We start from the raw sequence: 23528 nt of genomic DNA, 5'->3' as shown, positions 1-23528 counted from the left end.
ACTAGCATGTTCTGGAAGCGATCGTCGAGCATCGACTGGCGCCGGGTACGCGTTTGCCCGAAGACGCACTGGCTGAGGTGTTCGAGATCAGCCGGACCGGCATTCGCAAGGTGCTGCAGCGTCTGGCGCTGGAGCGCCTTGTGACCCTGCGCCCCAAGCGTGGCGCGGAAGTTGCGCAGCCTTCGGCGCAGGAGGCACAGGATGTACTCGGTGCCCGGCAACTGATCGAACCGGCGCTGATGGCCGACATTGCCGCGCGGGTCGCGGGGCAGCGGCTGGACGCGCTGCGTCTGCTGTGCAATCAGGAGCACGAGGCGCAGCACGCCGGACGTCATAGCGAGGCGATCCAGTTGTCGGCGCGCTTTCATGTGCAGTTATGTGCGCTGGCGGGCAATCAGGTATTGACCGAGCAAGTTGCGCAGCTCACCACCCGCTCATCATTGATCGTCGCCGTGTACGGCTCGCGGCGCAGTGTTGGCTGCGACTGCGGTCAACACGTGGACCTGCTGACGCTGCTCGAAGACGGGCAGGGCGAACAGGCACGTGAATGGATGGCCGAACATCTGCGTCGCATTCGCGCCAGTCTCAAGGTGGACGAGCCGGTCAGTCAGACGGTCGACTTTCACAGCATTTTCAAGCAGCGCTGAAGGAGTTCCGGTGCGTATTCAAGTGATCAACCCCAACACCAGCGAAGCCATGACCCGCAAGATCGGCCTGGCGGCGCAAGCCGTAGCGCGCCCCGGTACGCAGATTCTGGCGTGCAGCCCGGAGGATGGCCCGGTATCGATCGAAGGGCATTTCGACGAAGCCATCGCCACCCTGGGCGTGCTTGAAGAGATACGCAAAGGCCGTGAGCAACACGTCGATGCGCACATCATCGCCTGTTTTGGCGACCCTGGTTTGCTGGCTGCACGCGAGTACGCCAGCGCGCCGGTGATTGGTATCGCCGAAGCTGCTTTTCACATGGCCAGCCTGATTTCTACCCGTTTTGCGGTCGTCACCACGCTGACCCGCACACGCGTCATCGCCGAGCACCTGTTGCAGCGTTATGGATTCAGTGAGCTGTGCACGTCGGTACGCTGCATCGATCTGCCTGTGCTGGCGCTTGAAGAAAGCGGACCTGAGCTGATCGAGCTGATGGCTGAGCAGGCGCTTGTCGCCCGTGATCAGGAAGGTGCCGGAGCGATCGTGCTGGGTTGTGGCGGCATGGCGGATCTGGCCAGGCAACTGGGCGAAGCGATTGGTCTGCCGGTGATCGACGGCGTTGCTGCCGCCGTGAAGCTGGCGGAGTCGCTGGTGGAGCTGGGCCTGTCCACCAGCAAGCATGGCGACCTGGCCGACCCCATCGGCAAACCGTTCAAGGGGCGATTCGTGTATTTGAGCCGTTGACTGCCAGGTGATGCGTGCCGACCCCCTCGCGTCGGCACGCGATTCACCCGTCAGCCGGTGCTGTGCTTGTCCGATGCCGGCGCCTGCACCACACCGCGAGGCCCGCTGATGCCCCAGATTCCGGCCCCGACCACCGGCAATGCCAGCACCAGCAGCGTCCAGCCCGCCTTGGTGCCAGACGTTTTAGTCGAGCGCCAGACGCTGTAGATCACCCAGGCGTCCAGCAACAGCACGATGACCGCCGCAGCGATCCAGAACACACTTGGCGCTTCCATGACGTGTCTCCTTTCAGGTTGCGGTTTCAGACTGCTGCCGGTACGCCAACCAGTGCTTCGGTGTCGGTGTCAGGCACGACAATCGTGTTATTGCCCGGGGTCAGAATGACCTTGCGGCAGTCTTCTTCCTTCTTGTCAAACAGTTTGTAGCCCTTTGCTGCATCTTCCAGCGACATGCGGTGGGTGATGATGGCTTCTGGCTCGAGTCGACTCGCTTCAATGTGCTCCAGCAACTCAGGCATGAAGCGATGCACGTGGGTCTGGCCCATCTTGAAGGTCAGGCCTTTGTCGAACGCGTCCCCGAACATGAAGCCGTGGATGAACCCGGCATACACGCCCGGCACGCTGACCACACCGCCACGTCTCACCGCGGCGATGCACTGGCGCAACGCCTTGCCACTGCTGCCTTCGAGTTTCAGTGTGGCCAGAATGGTTTCCGTCGTGCTGCCCTTGGCCTCGAAACCTACCGCATCGACCACGCCATCCACACCGCGCATACCGGGTGTCTGGCGAATGATGGTGTCAGCCGGGTCATCGTCTTCATCGAAGTTGATCGGGATCACGCCGTAGGTTTCCTGTGCGTAGGCCAGGCGATACGGGTGGTGATCGACCATGAAGATCTTTTCGGCACCCAGCATTTTCGCGCACGCCGCGCTCATCAGGCCGACCGGGCCAGCGCCGTAGATGGCAACGCTTGAACCCTTGCCGATCCCGGCGTTGGTGACGGCCTGCCATGCAGTGGGCAGGATGTCGGAGAGGAACAGCACTTTCTCGTCTGACAGGGTGCCGGGGACTTTGAACGGACCGGTGTTGGCTTTGGGGACGCGCACGTACTCCGCCTGCCCGCCAGGGATGCCGCCATACAAATGGCTGAAGCCGAACAACGCCGCGCCTGGCGGAATCGACTTCTTGTTCATGATCGCGCCACGCCCGGTGTTGGTGGTCTCGCAGGCGGCGAACAGATCGATGTCACAGAAAAAACAGTGGCCACAGGCGATGACGAACGGAATCACCACGCGGTCGCCTTTTTGCACGGAGGTCACCGCCGAGCCGGTCTCTTCGACGATGCCCATGAACTCGTGACCGAAGATGTCGCCGTGCTCCACAGTAGGTATCTTGCCGCGATAGAGGTGCAGATCGGAACCGCAGATGGCGGTCGCCGTGACTCGCAGAATGATATCGTCCTGCTGTTCTATGATCGGGTCCGGAACGGTGTCGACTTTTACATCTTTCGCGCCGTGGTAAGTCAAAGCTCGCATGATTAATCCTCGATAGCAGCAGAAATTCTGATCCGTTACTAAAGAGGAACCATGAGGTTTTTGATGGTTCAGCACGATTGTTTCAGGTGGGACTAACGGTACGTCGGCCGGTGCGTTTCATCTCAGTTGCGAAACGCCGTCATGTCCTGCAACAGCATGCTCATCAAACGATTGGCGCCGACGCTCAACTGACGCCCCAGACGGCTGATCAGGTGTGTCTGCGGGCTGCTGAAGACCTCATGTTGCAAGGGCAGTGCGCGCAGCTTTCCGGACCTGATTTCCTCCTCCACGACGAAGGTCGGCAGCAAGGTGACGCCGCCCTGCATGGCGAAATGCTTGAGCATGGCGAACGTGCTGCAGGTCAGTGTCGGCTGCACTGTGATGCCCAACTGATGCTCGGCTTGCAGGAGGATCTGGCGAATGCCGTAGGACACCGCCGGCAGCGCAACGCGATACTGGCCGAGCGCACGAAGCTCGACAGGGCCTGGCTCGTCAGTCAGCGGATGGTCTGGCCCGGTGATCACGCAGACTGACTGCCGCTGATGCGCGTGCGAGCGGATTTTCGGGTCGGCAGCCGGGTTGAAAACCAGGCCGATGTGCGCTTCGTCTTCCACCACCTGACGGATCACTTCGTTACTGCCGCAGACGTTCACGATCAGTTCGATTCTGGGGTGCTGCTCGGAAAACCGCGCCAGCGGTTGCGCCAGACTTTCAAGAAAACCTTCCCCGGACACCAGCGTCACCGAGCCGCTGTGCAGGCCTTTCAGCGCCTGAATCGAATCCAGCAACACTTCCTGCTGAGTCAGCCGCTTGCGGTAGTAAGCCAGCACCTTGTCACCCGCTTCGGTCGGTTTGACACCGCGCCGGTGGCGCTCCAGCAGCGGTGAACCGAGTTCCTGTTCCAGCTGGGCGATCTGGCGGCTGACCGCCGAAGGCGCCACGTTGAGAAAGTCGGCGGCAGCTCGAACACTGCCCAGGCGCACCGCTTCGAAGAAATACAGAATGCGTCGATCTTGCACGAGGCTCATGGGCGGCATCCAGTGTTGCGCTAAAGGCAACATAAATTCGATTTCAGGATTATTGCTGAGAGGGGAGAGCGCTGTCCATACTCGGTTGATCAGCACATCGCAAGGCGCACGCGGTTGCGGGCAGCCTTGCTGAATTCCTGTAAAACCCATCGAGATGCAGACATGACGTTGAGAACAGGTGTAATCGGACTCGGCAATATGGGCGGTGGCATGGCCGCCACCCTGGCGAGCAAAGGCTTCGATGTCAGCGGCTTCGACCTGTCGCAGGCAGCCCTGGCCCAGGCCGAACGCAAAGGCGTCAAGCCGGTTGCCGACCGTCAGCAACTGATTCAGAGCGTCGACATTCTGATCCTGTCGCTGCCCAAGGCCGAGCACGTGGAATCGGTCTGCCTCGGTGCAGGTGGCATTGTCGAATTGGGGCACAAAGGCCTGATCGTGATCGACACCACCACTTCAACGCCGGAAATGAGCCGCAAGGCGGCTGCCGAACTGGCCAAAAACGGCATCGCATTTATCGACGCGCCTGTCTCGGGGGGGCCGAAAGGCGCGGCCACCGGCACCATGTCGATGGTTATCGGCGCTGAAGATGCCGACCTGGCGCGTGCCATGCCTGTGCTGGAAGGCATGAGTGGCACTCGCGTGCATGTCGGGCAGTGCGGCGCGGGCAACGTGGCCAAGATCGCCAACAACATGCTCGCCGCCTGTCACCTGATCAGCACTGCCGAAGCGGTCGCGATGGCTGCGCGAGCCGGTGTCGACCCGGAAAAACTCCTGCAAGGCCTCAACGCCGGCTCCGGACGCAGCGGCGCGACGCAAGTCATGTTCCCCACCTGGGTGCTCAACAAGGCCTATGACTCAGGCTTCACCATGGGCCTGATGCGCAAGGACGTCGGCCTGGCCAGCGACCTGGCGGACAGCCTCGACATGGACCTGCCGCTGTCGCGCGTGGTTGCGCAACTGTGGCAAGCCAGCAGCGAGACCCTTGCGGACAACGAAGACTTCTGCGCCATCGTGCAACGCACCGATGCCACCCTTTACGGTCACGGAGAATAACCGATGAGCACTGCAACGATCCTCGAACTGATGCGCCCTTACTGGGGCGATCGCAGTGTCATCGCCAGCTACGTGGGCGGTGAGTTCATCGAAGGCCACGGCGCGCCGGTTGACGTGCGCAATGCCCATGACGACAGCCTGTTATTGAGCTTTCCTGATGCCGACGAATCGCTGGTCGAAGTGGCCGACAAAGCTGCCCAAACGGCGCAGCGACAGTGGTGGGCACTGACTGCCCAGGCGCGTGGGCGTGCCATGTACCAAGTGGGTAATCTGATTCGCGAAGAGCAGGAAAACCTCGCGCAGATCGAATCCCTGACCGCCAACAAGCCGATCCGTGATGCCCGCGTCGAAGTGCTCAAAGTCGCCGAGATGTTCGAGTATTACGCCGGCTGGGCGGACAAACTGCACGGCGAAATCATCCCGGTGCCCACCACGCACCTCAACTACGTGACCTACGAACCGTTGGGCACGGTGTTGCAGATCACCCCGTGGAACGCGCCGATTTTCACCTGCGGCTGGCAGATTGCCCCGGCGATTGCCGCCGGTAACGCAGTCATTCTCAAACCGTCGGAACTGACGCCGCTCAGCTCGCTGGTGGTCGGCGTGCTGATCAAGCGCGCGGGCGTGCCCAAAGGGCTGGTCAACGTGATTGCCGGGTTCGGCCATTCCATCGGTCAGTCGTTCATCGCCAAGGCCGATATCCGCAAAGTGGTGTTCGTCGGTTCGCCAGCGACCGGTCGGCATATTGCCGTGGCGGCGGCGCAGCGCTGTATTCCGGCGGTGCTGGAACTGGGCGGTAAATCGGCCAATATCGTCTTCGACGACGCTGATCTGGAAGTCGCCCTGCGTGGCGCTCAGGCGGCGATTTTCTCCGGCGCCGGGCAAAGCTGTGTGTCGGGTTCACGCTTGCTGGTGCAGGAATCGATCTTCGAGAAATTCACTCACGCGCTGGCCGTGGCCGCGACGCAATTCAAGGTCGGTGATCCGAGCGACCCGGAAACCCAGATTGGTCCGATCAACAATGCCAAGCAGTACAACCATGTGAAAAGTATGGTCGAGCGCGCGTTGACAGACGGCGCGCGACTGGTCGGCGAGCAGGCTGATCCGATCCCGGACAGACCGGGTTATTACATCAACCCGACCGTGCTGGCAGGCACCAACGACCTGCATTGCGCGCAGGAAGAAATCTTCGGCCCGGTGGTGGTGGCGATTCCGTTCAAGGACGAAGAAGACGCGATCCGCATTGCCAACGACAGCCGCTTCGGCCTGGCCGGTGGCGTCTGGACCCGCGATGTCGGTCGCGCTCATCGGGTCGCCAGACAGGTGCGTGCCGGGACGTTCTGGGTCAATGGCTACAAGACTATTCACGTCAGCTCGCCGTTCGGCGGCTATGGTGAGAGTGGCTATGGCCGATCGTCCGGTCTGGACGCCCTGCGCGAGTACAGCGAAGTGAAAAGCGTCTGGGTCGAAACGGCCGCCAAGCCCGCAGCCAGTTTTGGCTACGGCGCGAGCCTGGAGTAAGCACATGCCCATTTCAAAGACATTGATTAACGAAGCGACCGTCTGGCGCCGCACCCTCCACGCCGCGCCGGAGCTGGGTTTTCAAGAGCTGAAAACCTCCGACAAAGTGGCTGGCCTGCTGAGCGAATTTGGTATTGAAGTGCATCGTGGGCTGGGTGGCACCGGCGTGGTCGGCACCTTGCGCAATGGCGACGGCCCGACCATTGGCATCCGCGCCGACATGGATGCGTTGCCGATTCAGGAACTCGGCGACAGCGGACATAAGTCAGCCCACAAAGGCTGCATGCACGCCTGCGGGCATGACGGCCATACGGCGATTTTGCTCGCCACCGCCCGGCACCTGTCGGAAACCCTCCGGTTTCGCGGCACGGTGCACTTTGTCTTCCAGCCTGCCGAAGAAAACCTTGGCGGCGCGCAGCGCATGATCGAAGACGGCCTGTTCGAGCGCTTCCCGATGGACGCCATTTATGGCCTGCACAATTGGCCGGGTGTGCCTGCGGGCAAAGTCGTGATCAATCCGGGACCCATGATGGCGTCGCTGGACACCTTCGAAATCACCCTGACCGGCAAAGGCAGTCACGCGGCCATGCCGGACAAGGGCAATGACCCGATCGTGGCGGCGGCCGAACTGGTGCTCGGGCTGCAAACCATCGTCTCCCGGCGTCTGTCGCCACTGGATTCGGCGGTGGTCAGCATCACCCAGTTCAATGCCGGCGAAGCGATCAACGTGATCCCGGAAAACGCAGTGTTGCGCGGCACGGTGCGCTGCCTGCAAACGCCGGTGCGCGAGAAGGTCCAGCAACTGATCGGCGAGTTCGTCGAGCGGCTGCCGACGGCCTTTGGCGTGCGCGGCGAACTGGTCTACAACGTCGGCTACCCGGTGACCGAAAACCACCCCGAAGCCGCCGCCACGATTCGTCGCGCAGCAGTTGCGGCGGTGGGCGAAGCCAACGTGCAGTGGGGCTGCAACCCCTCCATGGCCTCCGAAGACTTCGCCTTCATGCTGCACGCCTGTCCGGGCGCGTACATCTGGATGGGCGTCGACGGCGATAAACCATCAGCAGCGCTGCACAACCCGTACTACGACTTCAACGACCAGGTCATCGAGCCAGGTGTTGCGGTCTGGACATCATTGGTGGAGCAGTGTTTGCCGGTGGATTGAATGGCTCGTCTGCGCGCTTGATCTTGAGCGCGCAACGCGTCAAATCTATGTTGCAGCACAACGTCTTGCCTTGTCGGTAATCACTGCTAATAAACGAAAGCGCTTTTTGATCACGATGGCACTGACGACGCAGAGCGCCACAAAGAGGACGCAGAGCGTCCAGAACGGCATGCGACGCGGAGCGTCACACGATAGTTAAAAGAAAGCGCTTTTTTATCGCGATGGCACTGACGACGCAGAGTGCGACGTAAGTGACGGCTGAGCCCTGACGCTGATCCGGGGGATGCGAGGCAGGACGCCGAGCAAGCCGCACCGGGCCATGGATGGCCCGTTGCGGCGGCCCCCGGATCAGTGTCAGGGCGAAGGAACCCGACGAAGTCGGGCCGGAAACGGAGCTGGGACTTTGCCTACTTTGGTCCCTCAAAGTAGGGCGCCGTAAGGGCGCAAAGGTGACCTGAGCCGGAAGCAGAAATCACTGACATTGCAAAACCGCTGTGCGACGTAGAGCGCCACAAAGAGGACGCAGAGCTTCCAGAACGGCATGCGACGCGGAGCGTCGCACGATAGTTGATAATCAAAGCGCTTTTTTTATCGCGATGGCACTGACGACGCAGAATGCGACGTAAGTGACGGCTGAGCCCTGACGCTGATCCGGGGGATGCGAGGCAGGACGCCGAGCAAGCCGCATTCGGGCCATGGATGGCCCGTTGCGGTGGCCCCTGGCTCAGTCAGGGCGAAGGAACCCGACGAAGTCGGGCCGGAAACGGAGCCAGGGGGTTTGTCTACTTTGGCCCCATCAAAGTCACTCGCCGAGGGGCGAAAAGGTGCCTTGAGTCGAAAGCATGTCCAGCTGACCTCGCAAAACCGCTGTGTGACGCAGAGCGTCACACACAAAGAGGATGCAGAGCGTCCAGAACGGCATGCCGACGCAGAGCATCGGCACGATAGCCAGTTAGAAGTGTGTACAACGCTTGTGAGCAGCGGCGAATCAAGGCGCTGTGAGCAGCTCCACTTCAATACTGGAAATGTCCGGCAGGCAGGTCAGCAGGTGGTCGCGCAATTCCAGGACCCGCTGGCGCTTGAAACTGTCCTGCAGCCAGACCAGATAATAGGCATCCCCCGTGCCAACCGCCGAGTTGAACGGCAAAAACACCTGCCCCTCGTTCAGGTCATCAGCGACCAGAAACAGATCGCCAATCGACACACCATGCCCCCTGACCGCAGCCGTAATACCCTGATCGAGCGTGTCGAACACCTTGCCTTTGCTCAACGTCACCTGACCGGCCAGGTCCATCCGGTTCAGCCAGCGCCGCCAGTCGCGGCGGTCACTGGACGGATGGATGAGTTCGGCAGCCTGCAACCGCTCCGGGCCCCACGGCTGGTCGCCCAGCGTGTCCGCCGAGCAGATCGGGATTAGCCACTCATCGAACAGCTTGCAGGTCTCCACCTCGGCGCCAAAATTGCCGCTGCCCAGCAGAATCGCGCAATCGAACGGCTCCGAGTAGAAGTCCACGCTGTCAAAGTCCATCCACACACTGGAGAGCTGAACCGGCAAGGCGGGCGCAGGCTGTTTGAAGGACTCCAGCGCGTGCAGCAGCCACCTCATGGTCAGGGTGGACGGTGATTTGAGGCGCAAATTCGCGCCCTGACCCCGGAACGGCTGGCAAGCGTCCTCGATGATCCGGAAGCCGATCTTGAGCTGACTGGACAGCCGTCGCCCCTCGTCACTCAGCGATAACCGCGGGCCATTGCGCTCGAACAATCGGCAGCCGAGGGTTTCTTCCAGGGTGCGGATGTGGCGGCTGATGGCGCTCTGGGTCAGCGACAGTTCCTGCGCAGCACGCGTAAATGAGCATGATCGAGCCGCTACCTCGAAGGCTCTCAGTGCGTAAAGCGGCGGGATACGTTCAGTCATGTGATAGCTAACCATGATTATTTGTCATAGTAGGTTACACCTTTTTCCATTTTTCCGCGTGCGCCTCTCCGTTCAGAATCGCCGGCTCGTCACTGTCGTAAAAAATAAACAATAAGGCGGTGTGCTTATCTGCTGCGTGCGTGAGGGAATATGCTGCCCAAGTCCGAAATGCTGTTGCGTCAATCGGTTGTGAGACAGTTGCTGGAGAGTGACACTGCTCTTGAAATGGGCTGGAGAGTTCGGGCTTACAAGCAGTTCGAACAGGTGCTGAGTGACAAGGGTTTCCCATGCCTGTTCGGGCGTCGGGCCAACAAGTCCGGAAGTTGTCTGCTGCTGTTCATCCCCGTTGAACAGGAGCAACAAACGATTTGCGATGGAATGCGGGAGTACGTGGAGTTCGTCAACGACACGCCACTTGAAGACCGGTTGTTCAACCCGCTGATTGTCATTTTCGAGAAAAACGACTTCACCAGCCTGGCCGAAGAACAGGCCTATTCGTGGGCCACGTTGCAGCACTTGCATGACGGTGATCGATCACCCTGGCCCGCCAAGGCCTGCACCGACCCGGAGAAATTCGAATGGACTTACCATTTCGCCGGTCTGCCGATGTTCATCAACATGAGTTTCCCCCGGCATAGCGCGATGAAAAGCCGCTCGCTGGGCGGGCATATCGTGTTTGTGGTCAATCCACGGGAAAACTTCGATGAAGTGGCCAGCGCCGAGACGGAAAGCGGTCGCAAGGTCAGGGAAAAGATTCGTCAGCGCATCGCCGATTACAACAACGGGGTGGTGCCTGAGACATTGGGCTTTTTCGGTGATCGCAACAGCCTGGAATGGAAGCAGTACCAACTCTATGAAGAGGGCGGGCTGGCGTTGCCCCGCTGCCCTCTGCACATCAATGTCGACAAGACTGACCCTTTGAACGAGCGCTGACTACTCATGGATATATCGTTGTTGCTGATCTACATGTTCAGCGTGTTCATGCTGATCATTACCCCGGGCCCGGTGGTGGCGCTGATCGTCAACACCAGCCTGGCGTGCGGGCCGAAGCGTGCGATGCTGACGGCGCTGGGCACCAACTGGGCCTCGTTGGTGCTGGTGATGGTTGCAGCATTGATTCTGACCGGCACGCTGTCGGTGAGCGTAAAGATGCTCAACTGGATCAGTCTGGTCGGCTGTTTCTTTATCGCGCACCTGTCGGTGCAGGCGCTGGAGGAGGCGTTGCGTTACGCGCCGATGCAGCCCGACGCCGCGCCAGTCCCGACCCGCAGCCGACACAGCGGGCTGGTGACCGGCTTTCTGGTGGGGATTTCCAATCCGAAAGACATCATCTTCTTCGTCTCGTTCTTCCCGCAGTTCATTCACGTTACCGAATCGTTCAAGGGCAGTATCGCCTTGCTGTCGGTGCTGTGGATCATCATTGACCTGTCGATCCTGTTCGCCTACATCTTCCTCATGCGCCAGAAGCTGGCCTTGAAGTACAAGCGCAAGATCGAAATCGTTTCCAGCGTGACCTTGCTGCTGATCGCGCTGGGCGGGATTTTCTACTCGGGCTCGATGCTGTTGAATCAGTAAACGCCTGAGCCGGTCAGCACTCGATCAGGTTCACCGCCAGCCCGCCGCGTGAGGTTTCCTTGTACTTGTCGTGCATGTCCGCACCGGTGTCTCGCATGGTGCGGATGGCGTGGTCCAGCGAGATATGGTGCTCGCCGTCGCCGCGCAGGGCCATTTGTGCGGCATTGATCGCCTTCACGGCAGCAATCGCGTTGCGTTCGATGCAGGGAATCTGCACCAGCCCGCCGACCGGGTCGCAGGTCAGCCCCAGGTTATGTTCCAGGCCAATCTCGGCTGCGTTTTCCACTTGCTCGGGGGTCGCGCCGAGAATCTCCGCCAGCCCGGCGGCGGCCATGGCGCAGGCCGAGCCGACTTCACCCTGACAGCCCACTTCGGCACCCGAGATCGACGCGTTTTTCTTGCACAGAATGCCGACCGCAGCGGCACTCAGGAAGAAGCGCACCACGTCATCATCGTTGGCCGTGGGCTTGAACTTCATGAAATAGTGCAGCACCGCAGGCACGATGCCGGCCGCGCCGTTGGTGGGCGCGGTGACCATGCGCCCACCTGCGGCGTTTTCTTCGTTGACCGCCAGGGCGAACAGGTTGACCCATTCCATCGCGCTCAGGGTCGAGCCGATCACGTTCGGGTTGTCGAGGTTCTGCAGGTTCTGGTGCAGGCGGTAGGCGCGCCGCCGCACATTCAAGCCGCCGGGCAGGATGCCGGTTTCGAGCAGGCCCTTGTCGACGCAGGCGCGCATCGCCGCCCAGATGACCATGATCTTTTCGCGAATTTCCTCTTCGCTGCGCCAGACCTTCTCGTTGGCCATCATCAGTTCGGAAATGCTCATGCCGTGGGTCTTGCACAGTTTCAGCAACTGCGCGCCACTGAAAAAATCATAGGGCAGCACGGTGGTGTCGTTGTCCAGCACGCCACTGGCGGCCTGTTCGGCGTCGATGACAAAGCCGCCGCCCACTGAATAGTAGGTCTGCTCGTGCACTTCACCGGTCTTGCCGTAGGCGCACAGGGTCATGCCGTTGGGGTGGTAGGGCAGGCTTTCGTCGAGCAGGCACATGTCCCGCTCCCAAACAAAGGTGATGGCCTGTTCGCCCGCCAGCACCAACTGGTTGTCGGCGCGCAATGCATCGATGCGTTGGTTGACCAGGCTGGGGTCGATCTGGTCTGGCCATTCGCCCATCAAACCCATGACGGTCGCACGGTCGCTGCCATGACCGATGCCCGTGGCTGACAGAGACCCGTACAATCGCACCTCGATACGTTCTACGCTGTGCAACCGGTTCTGGTTGCGCAGCTCGGTCACGAACAGTGCCCCGGCGCGCATTGGCCCGACGGTGTGGGAACTGGACGGCCCGATGCCGATTTTGAACATGTCGAAGACGCTGATGGCCATCACGGAGGTCCTTCAAGTGAGATGATGCGCGGGAATTCGGTATTCCCCTTTTTCTGGTCCTCATCTTTGGCGTCGGCTGTCGAAACGACAAACGATTGTTGCTATGCAACGCTTTAGCGGAACTCTTCAATGAGCAGAATCTTCAACGCACAGATGCACGCCTGGTTACAGGTCTTCGCCTGTGCGGCCCGACATCTCTCTTTCACCCGCTGCGCGGAGGAGCTGCACGTCACCCCCGGCGCGATCAGCCAGCAGATGCGCCAGCTCGAAGAGCGCCTGGGTTTTGCGCTGTTTCATCGGGTCGGGCGCGGTCTGGAGCTGACGGCGGAAGGTCAGCGCCTGGCGGTGGTCGCCAACGAGGTGCAGAGCCGCATCAGTGAAGAGCTGCGCCTGCTGTATTCCGGGCGTATCGGCGGGGTGTTCAAGCTGCGTTGCATTCCGTCGTTCCTCAGCAAATGGCTGATGCCGCGCCTGCCGCGTTTGCAGGCGGCGTTTCCGGACATCCAGTTGCGGATCATCGCTGAAGACAGCAGCGGCTCGTTGCGTGACGACGATTTCGATCTGGCCATCGATCTGAACGACGGCAGCTATCCGGGGTTATCGACCACACCGTTGCTGGAAGAAGAGCTGTTCCCGGTCTGTTCGCCAAGCCTGCTGGTGGGTAAACCGCCGCTGGATACGCCCAGCCAGCTGGTGCACTTTCCGTTGCTGCACGACATTACCGCCTGGCGCGGCAGCTACGAATACGCGGAGTGGGAGTTTTACCTGACCGCCATCGGTGCGGATGGCATCGACGTGCGGCGCGGCCATACCTTCAACCGCAATCACCTGACCATTGATGCGGCACGCATGGGGATGGGCGTGGCCATTGCCCGCAAGGCGCTGATTACCGATGAACTGGAACAAGGCTTGTTGATCGTGCCGTTCGGGCATCCGATCAAGGCCAGGAAGAAATACGTCCTGGCCTATCGCGAAGGTGCGCTGACGACTCCGGCACGCCGCGCGGTGCATGACTGGCTGGTGAGCGAGGCAGCACACTAGCCGAGCACAGAATCAGTGAAACATCTCTGCAATCAGTACCGCGCCGATGAAGGTGCCGAAGTTGGCCAGGAACGACACCAGCACGATGCGCCAGCCCAGGCGGCGGAAGGCTGGCAGGTCCTTGGCGATCGACAGGCCGGCGAAGGTCAGCATCGGCGTGATGACCGCCAGCATGTTGATCGAGCTGGTCAACCGCGCAATTTCGGCGGCCCACGGGCAAGCGGGGGAGGTGAGGAACATCGCCACCAGCGATACCGTGCACACTGCCGGGATCTTGCGGCCGATCAGGCTGCACAGCGCTTCACCGATGAACGCACAGAAAATCATGATGCCCATGCCGGTGAAGGCATCCGCCGACAAGGTCTTGTAGCCGACATAGTTGGCAATCAATGCCAATGCACCGGCCGCCAGCCATGCGCTGATCTTGCCCGACCAGCCCAGCTCCGGTACTTCCAGCGACACATCACTGTGACGTATGCCTTCGTCGCTCATGGACGCCTTGGTGGTGCGGCCGATCAGCGGCTCGAGCACGCGATAGCCCCACACCGCCAGCGGCAGAGAGATAAACAGGGTGAAGTAGGTGCCGATGGTGGTGGTGATCAGGTTAGACGCGGCGGCCAGGGTCATGACTTCCTTGGCGACTTCCGGCGTTTGCTGCGCGGCGATTGCACCTGCGGCGGCGGCCATCATGCTGCCTGAACCGATGCCTGAACCCATCGCCAGCGAGTTGGGGTGGAAAATCCCCAGGCTGGCGATGTAACCGGCGACGATGGCGATGAACAGCGCACCGAACAGCGTGCCGGTCAGGTACTCGGCGAGCACCCCGCGACCTTCCGGGGAATCCATGCCATAGCGCTCACCGATGATCGCCAGGCTTGGCTCGCGGCCGACCGAGAACGTCGCACCGATGGCTTCGCGCTTGATGCCGAGCATCAGCGCCACTGGCAGGCCGAGCATCACGGTGCCGACGAAGTGCCCGAACTCCTGAAACACCAGCGCCCATCCCGAGGCGAACACCACCGGCAACGAGCCCCCGACCACCAAGCCGAGTTTGGCAATGAAAATCAGCAGGGCGGGTTGCAGGATTGACGCCGCACGCAACTGGATGCCGTGATCGATACCGATGCTGCCCGGCAGACGGCGGCTGGCGATGCCGACCATCGCACCGATCAGCAGCGCCCAGACCATCGGCAGCAACACCACTTTGCCGGGGCCCAGCGGAATACTGATGGCACCGATCATTTCGGCAATGGTGAGGATAATGGCGGCCCAGACGTACAGCTTCACCGTCGATGAAACGGCCTGATTGTCACCCGACGCTGCAGCGTGTGAGTTTTGCATGATGATCCCCTTGCCTGCTGAATGGCCTTTACGGGCCTTATCCATCGTTATTCTGTTTTTCAGGTCGGCGCAGTGACACGCCAGGGCAGCTTTGAAAGTCCATGGAGCCATGGAGACCGTTATCCGGCCGAGTGTTTTTATGAGGCCTGAACGTGATTCAGACCCAGGCTGCTTCGAGCCTTTTGCAGGGGATCATTCGGCGCGCCATTCAAAGGGATGAGCTTTTGAATACGGCACTTTGCTGTCCACTCGCCATCGCAGTATGCATAGCGCAGGGGTGCACACCAATATTGCGAATTTTATTTATCGTTGCTTTAAACAGAACACAGAAAGAGCCTGAAATGACCTGACTATCGTGCGACGCTCCGCGTCCTCATTGCGACGCAGAGCGTCAAGCACTGCATTCCACTGGAGCGTGAGGAACGATAATTTTACCGACTGTACCGGCTTCTTCGCGAGCAAGCTCGCTCCCACAAGGTATCAACTATCGTGCGACGCTCCGCGTCGTATGCCGTTCAGGACGCTCCGCGTCCTCATTGCGACGCAGAGCGTCAAGCACTGCATTCCTACGCTGGAGCGTGAGGAACGATAACGTTACCGGCTGTACCGCTTCTTCGCGAGCAAGGTGTGGCATTCAAGATCGGATCAGCCCAGTGCTTTCAGCCCCAACACCTCGGCACAGCCTTCCAGCGAACGCTGCTGGGTGTCGGCGTACAGCGCCAGTTCATCAAGCGTCCCACGACCCAGTGCCTGTTCAAAATCCTGCCGATTCGAATTCGTTGCATAGTGCGCCTGTGCGTTGTCACCCAGATTGGACTGAAAAATACCTGCCGCGCTGACCGGCAGAAAGTCTTCGTACACCAGTGGCTCGAAGCGCACATGAACCGCCTCGACAAGCTGCTCCAGAGTGCCGGACGCACGTGCCGCAATACCCGATTCAGTCGGGAAATAGCGAAAATACGCCAGACCCTGCGCCCGCATTTCATCATGATTGTCCGGGAACGCCTTGAAGGCCTTCTCCAGCAGCCCGGTATAGCGCACGGCATTGGCCTCGTTGGGAAACTCACCCAGCTCGTCGCGGGCCTCATTCAACAGCCGGTCATACAACTCGCGGCCTTTGGGCGTCAGGGCTGCGCCGCGCTGTTCGATCTCGCCGAAGCGTGCCGAATGGCTGCCCGACTCACTGCCACCCTGGCCAATGAAGCTGATCGGCTCTTCCAGCGCCTTGAAGCTGGTCTGGCGCAGCAGGATCGGGCAGTGGCGACGCGGCGGCCCTTCAACCACCGCCTTGGGCGTAATGCCTTTGCCGGGCATGCCGCGTTGCACCGCGTCGATATCCAGCGTGCGCGGCGTCAGGTGATTGATGTGCGGACCGCGAAACGCCACCACGTCGGCAATAAGACGATGCTGGGCATTCAACTGCCGGTACTCGTCGAGCGAAACGGTCGCCGTGTTATGCCAGCGAAAGGTTTCCAGCGCCTGCTGAACGAACTCTGCTGCATCGGCTTCACTCAAACCGCCGTCTGCCTCATGCTTTTCGATCAACGCCAAGACGCCAGGCGTGAAGATCGTGCGCTTGGCCAGTACCCGGCCGGCAAACCCGCGCAGGCTGTCGCTCTCGATCAGTTCCAGACGCAACAGCGAGGTAAAAACTCGAAACGGGCTGACTTGTAACGCCTGCTCATGCACGGCCCTAAAGGCGGTGGAATGAACCGGCACGCCAGCCGACGTCAGGTCGTAATAGCCCACCGGCTGCATGCCCATCACCGCAAACAGGCGGGCGAGCCTGGCCAGTTCCTGCGCCGTACCCACGCGAATCGCGCCGTGACGCTCCATGTCCAGACGCTGGATTTCACCGGTCTGGCGCAGGCTGTCAAGCACGCTGCTGTCGCGGCTCATGACCTGCGCGTTGACCTCGCTCACCAAAGCCATCAGCGTGCCGTACAGCGGCACTTCCTGCTGGTACATCTGCGACATGGCGCGGGAGAACCCTGCGCGAATCTGGTCGGGGTCAGCAAAGCGTGCAGTGCTCATCAGGGTGTTTTCTCCTTACAGGTTCACGCCAGCGCTGCCAGGCAACGCTCGAAAATATCCAGCCCTTCGTGCAGCACTTCAGACTCGATGGTCAGCGGGATCAACAGGCGGATTATGTGCCGCGACTTGCCGCTGGGCATCAGCAACAGCCCGGCATCCCTGGCTGAACTCAGCAGTTCGGCAAGCTCTCGGGTACCGGGTTTGCCATCCGGCGTGATCAGTTCGATGCCGCGCATGCAGCCCACACCGGTCAGCCTGCCCAGGTACGGCGACAGGTTGCTCGCTTGCCAGCGCTCATAGCGCGCAACAATGGCGCTTTCCTGCTGTTCACCCCAGCCAGACAGGTTTTCATCGGTCATCTGCGCCAGCGAGGCGAGACCCGCCGCGCAGCCAATCGGGTTGCCGGAATAGGTGCCGCCCAGCCCGCCCTTGGGCAGGTTGTCCATTAGTGCTTTGCGACCGACCACGGCGCCGAGTGGAATACCCCCGGCGATACTTTTGCCGAGCAGAATCAGGTCTGGCTCGATGCCCAGCCGAGTGAAGGCAAAGCGCTGCCCGGTGCGCCCGAAACCGGACTGGATCTCGTCAGCAATCAACACGATGCCATGCTCATCACAGAACGCGCGCAGCGCTTGAGCGAAGTCCGCCTCCATGGCCAGAAATCCGCCTTCACCCTGCACCGGCTCGAAGATGATGCAGGCCACATCGTTGACATCGATTTCGACACTGAACAGCCGGTCCAGCGCTTTGAGCGCCTGTTCGGTGCTCACGCCGTTGTCCTTGCTGGGGAACGGAATATGAAACACCGGGCCAGGCAGCACGCCGACTTTCTGTTTGTAGGGCGCGACCTTGCCGTTGAGGTTCAAGGTCGCCAGGGTGCGGCCATGAAAGCCGCCGTCGAAGGCAATCACTGCCGTGCGGCCCGTCGCGCCGCGCACGATCTTCAGGGCGTTTTCTGCCGCTTCCGCACCGCTGTTGGTGAGCATGCCGCTCAGCGGGTAACTCACCGGCACACATTGCGTCAGTTGCCGCATGAATTGAATATACGGATCGTGAGGCGTGGCATTGAAACAGTAATGAGTGAGTTTCGCCGCCTGGTCCTGAATCGCCCTGACCACCTGCGGGTTGCAATGCCCCAGATTGAGCACGCCGATGCCGCCGACGAAGTCGATGTAGCGCTTGCCGGTGGTGTCCCAGACTTCGGCGTTGCGGCCGTGGGACAGGGTTATGTCGTGGACGAAAGAAATGGATTCGCTGATGGATTCGCTCATCGGCCGGGCCCTGGCTGCGGGTGATCATGATGGCCGTATCCAAACAAACAACGGAGCCCGCTCGCAAACGAAATAAAATCACCGGGTCATTCCAATAATTCCCGAAGTCAGCGCCTTAATCGCTCTCGATACGCGAAAGTTCATTCCTAAACGGAATCATGTTTTTCAAAATCGTCGTTTGTGGGCAGGCCGCGTCCGGGTCGATACTGCGGTTATCAGTGATCTTTAGTCCATGACAGGAGCATCAACATGGTTGCCGAGTTATTAGCACGTCTGGGCGTGGCGAACAGTGCCCACACACAAGGGAACTATCCGGTCTACACCCCGATCGATGGCAGCCAGATTGCCTCGGTCACGCTGGAAACCAAGGCGCAGGTCGTCGCACGCATCGACAGCGCCCACAGCGCATTCCTGCAGTGGCGCACCGTACCGGCCCCGCGCCGTGGCGAACTGGTGCGGATCTTTGGTGAAGTGTTGCGCGAGCACAAGGCTGACCTTGGCGAACTGGTGTCGGTCGAGGCGGGCAAGATCACTCAGGAAGGTCTGGGTGAAGTGCAGGAAATGATCGACATCTGCGACTTCGCCGTTGGCCTGTCGCGTCAGCTGTATGGCTTGACCATCGCCTCCGAGCGTCCTGGCCACCACATGCGCGAAACCTGGCACCCGCTGGGCGTGGTCGGGGTGATCAGCGCCTTCAACTTCCCGGTCGCGGTCTGGGCCTGGAACACCACGCTGGCGCTGGTTTGCGGCAACCCGGTGATCTGGAAGCCTTCGGAAAAGACCCCGCTGACCGCGCTGGCCTGTCAGGCGCTGTTCGACAAGGCGCTGAAAATTTTCGGCGATGCACCCGCCGCGCTGGCGCAGCTGGTGATCGGCGATCGTGACGCCGGTGAAGCACTGGTCGACGACCCGCGTGTACCGCTGATCAGCGCCACCGGTAGCACCCGCATGGGCCGCGAAGTCGGACCGCGTGTGGCTGCACGTTTCGGCCGCAGCATTCTGGAACTGGGTGGCAACAACGCCATGATTCTGGCTCCGAGCGCCGACCTGGACCTGGCCGTGCGCGGCATTCTGTTCAGTGCCGTGGGCACTGCCGGTCAACGCTGCACCACGCTGCGTCGTCTGATCGTGCATCGTTCGATCAAGGACGAAGTGGTCTCCCGCGTCAAAGCGGCCTATGCCAAAGTGCGTGTCGGTGACCCGCGCGAAGGCAATCTGATCGGCCCGCTGATTGACCAGCAGGCGTTCTCGGCCATGCAGAACGCGCTGACCAAGGCCCGCGACGAGGGCGGTCAGGTGTTCGGTGGCGAGCGTCAGTTGCAAGACAAATACCCGAACGGCTATTACGTCACGCCGGCCATCGCTGAAATGCCGGGCCAAAGCGAGGTTGTCCGTCATGAAACCTTCGCGCCGATTCTTTACGTGCTGGCTTACGACGACTTTGAAGAAGCTCTGCGCCTGAACAACGAAGTGCCACAAGGCCTGTCGTCGTGCATTTTCACCACTGACCTGCGCGAAGCCGAGGCTTTCCAGAGTGCAGCGGGCAGCGACTGCGGCATCGCCAACGTCAATATCGGCACCAGCGGCGCAGAAATCGGCGGCGCGTTCGGTGGCGAGAAGGAAACCGGCGGCGGTCGCGAGTCCGGTTCCGATTCATGGCGCGCCTACATGCGTCGGCAAACCAACACGGTCAACTATTCCCGCGAGCTGCCACTGGCGCAGGGCATCGTTTTCGACTGATCCGAACCGGGCGCTTTTCACCGACATTGCTGGAGTTTTTCGATGGTGCAGTTTGCTGAAGGCTGTCTGTGGGAACAATTGACTCCGCAACGTCCGCTGAGCCCGGTGCTGACCGGTGAGCGAAACGCCGATGTGTGCATCATCGGCGCCGGCTTCACCGGCCTGTCGGCTGCGTTGCAGCTACTTGAAGGCGGCAAATCGGTGTGCGTGGTCGAGGCGCATCAGGTCGGCCACGGCGGCTCCGGGCGCAACGTCGGTCTGGTCAACGCCGGCACTTGGGTCGCGCCCGATGCACTGGAAAAAGTGCTGGGCAGCGTCGAGGCCAGCCGCCTCAACACGGCGTTGGGCGCGGCACCGGCGCTGGTGTTTGCGACCATCGACAAGTACCGCATCGATTGCCAGGACACCCGCACCGGCAACCTGCACATGGCCCACAACAGCAAAGGCCTGGCGGATTTGCAAAGCCGTGCCGAGCAGTGGCAGCGGCGCGGTGCCAACGTCGAATTGCTGACCGGCAAACCCTGCGAAGACGCCTGCGGCACCGACAAGGTCAGCGGCGCGCTGCTCGACCATCGCACCGGTACGGTGAACCCGATGGCGTACGTGTCGGGCATGGCGCTCAACGTCGTGGCGCGGGGTGGTCAGCTGTTTGGCGAGTCTCCCGTCAACGGGCTGCAACGCTCCGCCGATGGCTGGAAAGTGTCTACCGCGACCGGTAGTGTGCGGGCCGAGAAGGTGATTATTGCTTCCAATGCCTATACCGAAGGCGAGTGGACCGACGTCAAGGATCACATCTTCGCCGGCTATTACTATCAGGTCGCTTCGCAGCCCCTCAGCGGTGCGGCGCAGGCAGACATTCTGCGCGGCGGGCAGGGCTCATGGGATACGCGCACGGTGCTCAGCAACATTCGTCGAGATGCCCATGGGCGGCTGCTGTTGGGCAGCCTCGACAATGCCGGTAATTATCCGCTGTGGTTCATTCGCCAGTGGGCAGATCGCGTCCAGCAGCATTATTTTCCGCAACTGGGCCGGGTCGAGTGGCAAAGCACCTGGACCGGCCGCATCGGCTTCACCCCGGACCATTTGCTGCGCCTGTTCGAACCCGCACCGGGCTTGCTGGCCGCGACCGGTTTCAACGGCCGAGGCGTGACCACCGGAACGCTGGTGGGCAAATGCTTTGCCGATTACCTGCTGACTGATGATGCGGCGGCACTGCCGGTGAGTTTTTCCAGCAGCAAGAAGGTTTCGGGCCGCTCCCTGCGCACCCTGGCCTACGACGCCGGTTTCACGCTGTACCACGCCGGACAATGCCTGCGCGTGGTGCTTTGAAGCGAGCAGCTGTCAGGCCGTTCGACTCTTGAGCCGCAACTCGGCACACAGTCCGCCCTGCGCCGAATTGCGCAGGTGCAGGCTGCTTTCCAGTTTGCGAACGATCATGTCCACAATTGCCAGCCCCAGTCCCGCACCATTGCTGTGGCCCTGGCTGTAAAAACGCTCGAACAGACGCTCCTTGTGTTGCTCATCGATTCCGGGGCCTGAGTCTTCAACGGACAGGTGCGCGCTGCCGTCCTTCTGACGACTGAGCACCACGCGAATTTCGCTGGCCGGCGGTGCGAAGTTGAGGGCGTTGGTCAGCAGGTTCTGCAGGGCGATGGTGATCGCCGCCGGGTCGCTGTGAATCACGCAGTCGTCGCCCGCTTCGAACACCAGATCGACACGTTTCTCCAGCGCCAGCGGCGTCAGCTCGGCCATTTCCTCGCGCACCAGGGTGTTCAGTTCGAAGGTCTGTAGCTGACTCAGTTCGACGCGCGGCTCCAGCCGCGCCATGGTCAGCAACTGACTGGCCAGACGCGCCGCACGGTCGACGCCATGCACCAGAAAATCCAGCGCCTCCAGACGTTGTTCCGGGCTTTCCGCCTGCCGGGCGTTTTGCGCATGGATGCGCAACACGGTCAGTGGCGTGCGCAATTCATGGGCGGCGTCGGCGATGAAGCGGCGCTCGCGTTCCAGCACGCTTTCGATCTGGGTCAGCAACCGATTGAGCGCGTACTGCATCGGCTCCAGCTCTTTGGGCAGCGGCGTTACGTCGAGCGGTTCCAAGCTTTCGGCGTCGCGTTTGCGAATCACCTTGGCCATCGATTGCAGCGGGCGCAGGCCCCAGCCGATGGCCAGCCAGATCGCGACGACCAGCAGCGGCACGCCGATCAGCGTCGGCCACAAGGTGTGACTGACGATGCGCTGAATCAGGTCCTGACGCACATCGTCGCGCTCGCCAACCCAGATCAGAAAACCCTGCTGTGGATCGGCCAACAAAAAGCCGCACCACTCATGACCGTTTTCGACCAGGTCGTGAGAGCCTTCTGTGGCGGGCGGGGCGGTGAGCAGCGGGGCTTCGGCCGAGCGCACCAGCAACTCGCCCGACGTGCGCCAGACCTGAAACGTCAGGCGGGTTTCATAGGGGTGCGCCACGCCACTGGTGCCGACCCGGCTCATGGCCTGATCGAACGCCTGATAGAGCTTGTCCAGGTCCTGTTCGCCGGCCGCCCGTTGGCTGAGCACGCCTTGCAGCAAGCGCGCACTCTGGGCCAGTTGCGCGTCGTAGACTTCTTCGATTTCGTGATGGCTGTCGCGCAGCGCGAGCAGGCTGATGGCCAGATCGCCAAGCAGCAACAGCAGCAGCACCGGGACCAGAATGCGCGCGCGTACCGACGTCATGCCTTGAGCTCCAGCAAGTAGCCGACGCCGCGCACGGTGCGGATCAGCTCGGTGGACAGTTTCTTGCGCAGGTTGTGAATCAGCACTTCCAGGGTGTTGCTTTCGACCTTGTCCTGCCAGCCATACAGGGTGTTGGACAGCCGCTCGCGGGTCACCACTTTGCCAGGGCGGATCATCAACTGATGTAGCAACTGATATTCCATCGGCGTCATGGGTACTTCATTGCCCTGAAACGTGACCTGCTGCGATGCCGGGTCGAGGCTGATGCCAGCGTGTTCCAGCAACGGCTGTGCGCGCCCCTGGCTGCGCCTGAGAAGGGCGCGCACGCGGGCTTTCAGCTCGTCGACGTCGAACGGCTTGACCAGGTAATCGTCGGCACCGGCATCCAGCCCGGCAATGCGATCAGCCGTGCCGTCGCGGGCGGTCAGGATCAGCACCGGCAGGGCGAGCTCTTCGGCGCGCAACTGGCGCAGCAGGTCGAAGCCGTCCATGCGTGGCAGGCCGAGGTCGAGCAGCAGCAGGTCGAACGGCTCGCTGCGCAAGGCATGCAGCGCGCTCAAGCCGTCTTCGAGCCAGTCAAGGGTGTAGCCCTCGTTATTGAGGGCTACACGGATGCCTTGGCCAATCGCACGATCATCCTCGACAAGAAGCAGGCGCATAGGGTTTCGACCAAAGAGTAAAAGGGGAAGGGCGCCATGATGCCGTCCGCTCGCAGTGCCGCGAAGCGCCGTGTGTCCGGGAAGATGTTACTAACTGTTGCGCATTAAGCTTTTCCTAAGACTGGTTTCGCACAGTAAGTGCTCCTTCACTGCCTGAGAG

Annotated in this window: 20 protein-coding genes; 10 read left to right on the top strand and 10 right to left on the bottom strand. The window is 61.2% G+C overall.

Translation table 11 applies throughout. The annotated features are described in order from the left end of the window. The first annotated feature begins 11 nt into the window (after positions 1 to 11). A complete protein-coding gene (locus BLT55_RS13315) occupies positions 12 to 647 on the top strand; it encodes a GntR family transcriptional regulator (RefSeq protein ID WP_223862777.1) in 636 nt (211 codons plus the stop codon). A gap of 10 nt (positions 648 to 657) precedes the next feature. Continuing rightward, entirely contained in the window at positions 658 to 1389 is a 732-nt protein-coding gene (locus tag BLT55_RS13310) for an aspartate/glutamate racemase family protein (RefSeq protein ID WP_055000340.1), read from the top strand. A gap of 50 nt (positions 1390 to 1439) precedes the next feature. Here BLT55_RS13310 and BLT55_RS13305 read toward each other — a convergent pair whose 3' ends face one another. The 3 genes from BLT55_RS13305 to BLT55_RS13295 all read right to left on the bottom strand — a co-directional run bounded on the left by BLT55_RS13305 (position 1440) and on the right by BLT55_RS13295 (position 3951). After that, a complete protein-coding gene (locus BLT55_RS13305) occupies positions 1440 to 1664 on the bottom strand; it encodes a PLD nuclease N-terminal domain-containing protein (protein WP_007248563.1) in 225 nt (74 codons plus the stop codon). Positions 1665 to 1690: 26 nt separating this feature from the next. Continuing rightward, entirely contained in the window at positions 1691 to 2923 is a 1233-nt protein-coding gene (locus BLT55_RS13300) for a zinc-dependent alcohol dehydrogenase (RefSeq protein ID WP_055000341.1), read from the bottom strand. A gap of 122 nt (positions 2924 to 3045) precedes the next feature. Then, entirely contained in the window at positions 3046 to 3951 is a 906-nt protein-coding gene (locus tag BLT55_RS13295) for a LysR family transcriptional regulator (protein WP_055000342.1), read from the bottom strand. Positions 3952 to 4113: 162 nt separating this feature from the next. On the opposite strand from BLT55_RS13295, the gene BLT55_RS13290 reads away from it, so the two are divergent. Genes BLT55_RS13290 through BLT55_RS13280 form a run of 3 tightly spaced genes read left to right on the top strand, consistent with a single transcriptional unit; the run spans position 4114 to position 7687 of the window. Further along, positions 4114 to 5004: an NAD(P)-dependent oxidoreductase gene (locus BLT55_RS13290; RefSeq protein ID WP_055000343.1), complete on the top strand. Its 891-nt coding sequence runs from the start codon at positions 4114 to 4116 to the stop codon at positions 5002 to 5004. 3 nt (positions 5005 to 5007) lie between these two features. Continuing rightward, positions 5008 to 6525, top strand: coding sequence for an aldehyde dehydrogenase family protein (locus BLT55_RS13285; protein WP_055000344.1), 1518 nt, complete (start codon positions 5008 to 5010; stop codon positions 6523 to 6525). Positions 6526 to 6529: 4 nt separating this feature from the next. Continuing rightward, the gene (locus BLT55_RS13280) at positions 6530 to 7687 is read left to right on the top strand and encodes a M20 aminoacylase family protein (protein ID WP_055000345.1); all 1158 of its coding nucleotides are present in this window, start codon (positions 6530 to 6532) and stop codon (positions 7685 to 7687) included. Between the two features lie 988 nt (positions 7688 to 8675). Here the strand turns inward: BLT55_RS13280 and BLT55_RS13260 are convergent. Further along, positions 8676 to 9602 carry a LysR substrate-binding domain-containing protein gene (locus tag BLT55_RS13260; RefSeq protein WP_055000703.1) on the bottom strand — a complete coding sequence of 309 codons (927 nt, stop codon included), beginning with the start codon at positions 9600 to 9602 and terminating at the stop codon, positions 8676 to 8678. 150 nt (positions 9603 to 9752) lie between these two features. On the opposite strand from BLT55_RS13260, the gene BLT55_RS13255 reads away from it, so the two are divergent. Further along, positions 9753 to 10535 (top strand): YqcI/YcgG family protein, encoded by a 783-nt coding sequence (locus BLT55_RS13255; RefSeq protein ID WP_055000682.1) that lies wholly within the window; start codon positions 9753 to 9755, stop codon positions 10533 to 10535. A gap of 6 nt (positions 10536 to 10541) precedes the next feature. Then, entirely contained in the window at positions 10542 to 11177 is a 636-nt protein-coding gene (locus BLT55_RS13250; RefSeq protein ID WP_055000681.1) for a LysE family translocator, read from the top strand. A 13-nt stretch (positions 11178 to 11190) separates the two neighbouring features. Here BLT55_RS13250 and BLT55_RS13245 read toward each other — a convergent pair whose 3' ends face one another. Further along, on the bottom strand, positions 11191 to 12567 hold the full coding sequence (locus BLT55_RS13245) for an L-serine ammonia-lyase (RefSeq protein WP_055000680.1): 1377 nt from the start codon (positions 12565 to 12567) through the stop codon (positions 11191 to 11193). A gap of 129 nt (positions 12568 to 12696) precedes the next feature. Between BLT55_RS13245 and BLT55_RS13240 the strand changes: the two genes are divergently transcribed. After that, positions 12697 to 13608 (top strand): LysR substrate-binding domain-containing protein, encoded by a 912-nt coding sequence (locus BLT55_RS13240; RefSeq protein WP_055000679.1) that lies wholly within the window; start codon positions 12697 to 12699, stop codon positions 13606 to 13608. 12 nt (positions 13609 to 13620) lie between these two features. Here BLT55_RS13240 and BLT55_RS13235 read toward each other — a convergent pair whose 3' ends face one another. The 3 genes from BLT55_RS13235 to BLT55_RS13225 all read right to left on the bottom strand — a co-directional run bounded on the left by BLT55_RS13235 (position 13621) and on the right by BLT55_RS13225 (position 18254). Next, positions 13621 to 14949 (bottom strand): DUF3100 domain-containing protein, encoded by a 1329-nt coding sequence (locus tag BLT55_RS13235; protein ID WP_055000702.1) that lies wholly within the window; start codon positions 14947 to 14949, stop codon positions 13621 to 13623. A 645-nt stretch (positions 14950 to 15594) separates the two neighbouring features. Continuing rightward, a complete protein-coding gene (hglS, locus tag BLT55_RS13230) occupies positions 15595 to 16983 on the bottom strand; it encodes a 2-oxoadipate dioxygenase/decarboxylase HglS (protein WP_055000678.1) in 1389 nt (462 codons plus the stop codon). Positions 16984 to 17006: 23 nt separating this feature from the next. After that, the gene (locus BLT55_RS13225) at positions 17007 to 18254 is read right to left on the bottom strand and encodes a 2-aminoadipate transaminase (protein ID WP_055000677.1); all 1248 of its coding nucleotides are present in this window, start codon (positions 18252 to 18254) and stop codon (positions 17007 to 17009) included. A gap of 249 nt (positions 18255 to 18503) precedes the next feature. Here BLT55_RS13225 and amaB point away from each other — a divergent pair, with 249 nt between their 5' ends. Both amaB and amaA read left to right on the top strand, forming a co-directional pair. Then, the gene (gene amaB, locus BLT55_RS13220) at positions 18504 to 19994 is read left to right on the top strand and encodes an L-piperidine-6-carboxylate dehydrogenase (RefSeq protein WP_055000676.1); all 1491 of its coding nucleotides are present in this window, start codon (positions 18504 to 18506) and stop codon (positions 19992 to 19994) included. A 42-nt stretch (positions 19995 to 20036) separates the two neighbouring features. Then, on the top strand, positions 20037 to 21323 hold the full coding sequence (amaA, locus tag BLT55_RS13215; protein ID WP_055000675.1) for an L-pipecolate oxidase: 1287 nt from the start codon (positions 20037 to 20039) through the stop codon (positions 21321 to 21323). Positions 21324 to 21335: 12 nt separating this feature from the next. Here the strand turns inward: amaA and BLT55_RS13210 are convergent, their stop codons facing one another. Further along, on the bottom strand, positions 21336 to 22709 hold the full coding sequence (locus BLT55_RS13210; RefSeq protein WP_055000674.1) for a sensor histidine kinase: 1374 nt from the start codon (positions 22707 to 22709) through the stop codon (positions 21336 to 21338). Beyond that, complete coding sequence (locus BLT55_RS13205; protein WP_007248579.1) at positions 22706 to 23368, bottom strand: response regulator; 663 nt, start codon at positions 23366 to 23368, stop codon at positions 22706 to 22708. The genes BLT55_RS13210 and BLT55_RS13205 overlap by 4 nt, the downstream gene beginning before the upstream one ends. Between the last annotated feature and the right edge of the window lie 160 nt (positions 23369 to 23528).

Origin of the sequence: Pseudomonas cannabina, assembly GCF_900100365.1 — a bacterium.
Lineage (GTDB): Bacteria > Pseudomonadota > Gammaproteobacteria > Pseudomonadales > Pseudomonadaceae > Aquipseudomonas > Aquipseudomonas cannabina.
The sequence above is the reverse complement of the archived record's forward strand: the minus strand, read 5'-3'. Positions and strand labels throughout refer to the sequence as shown.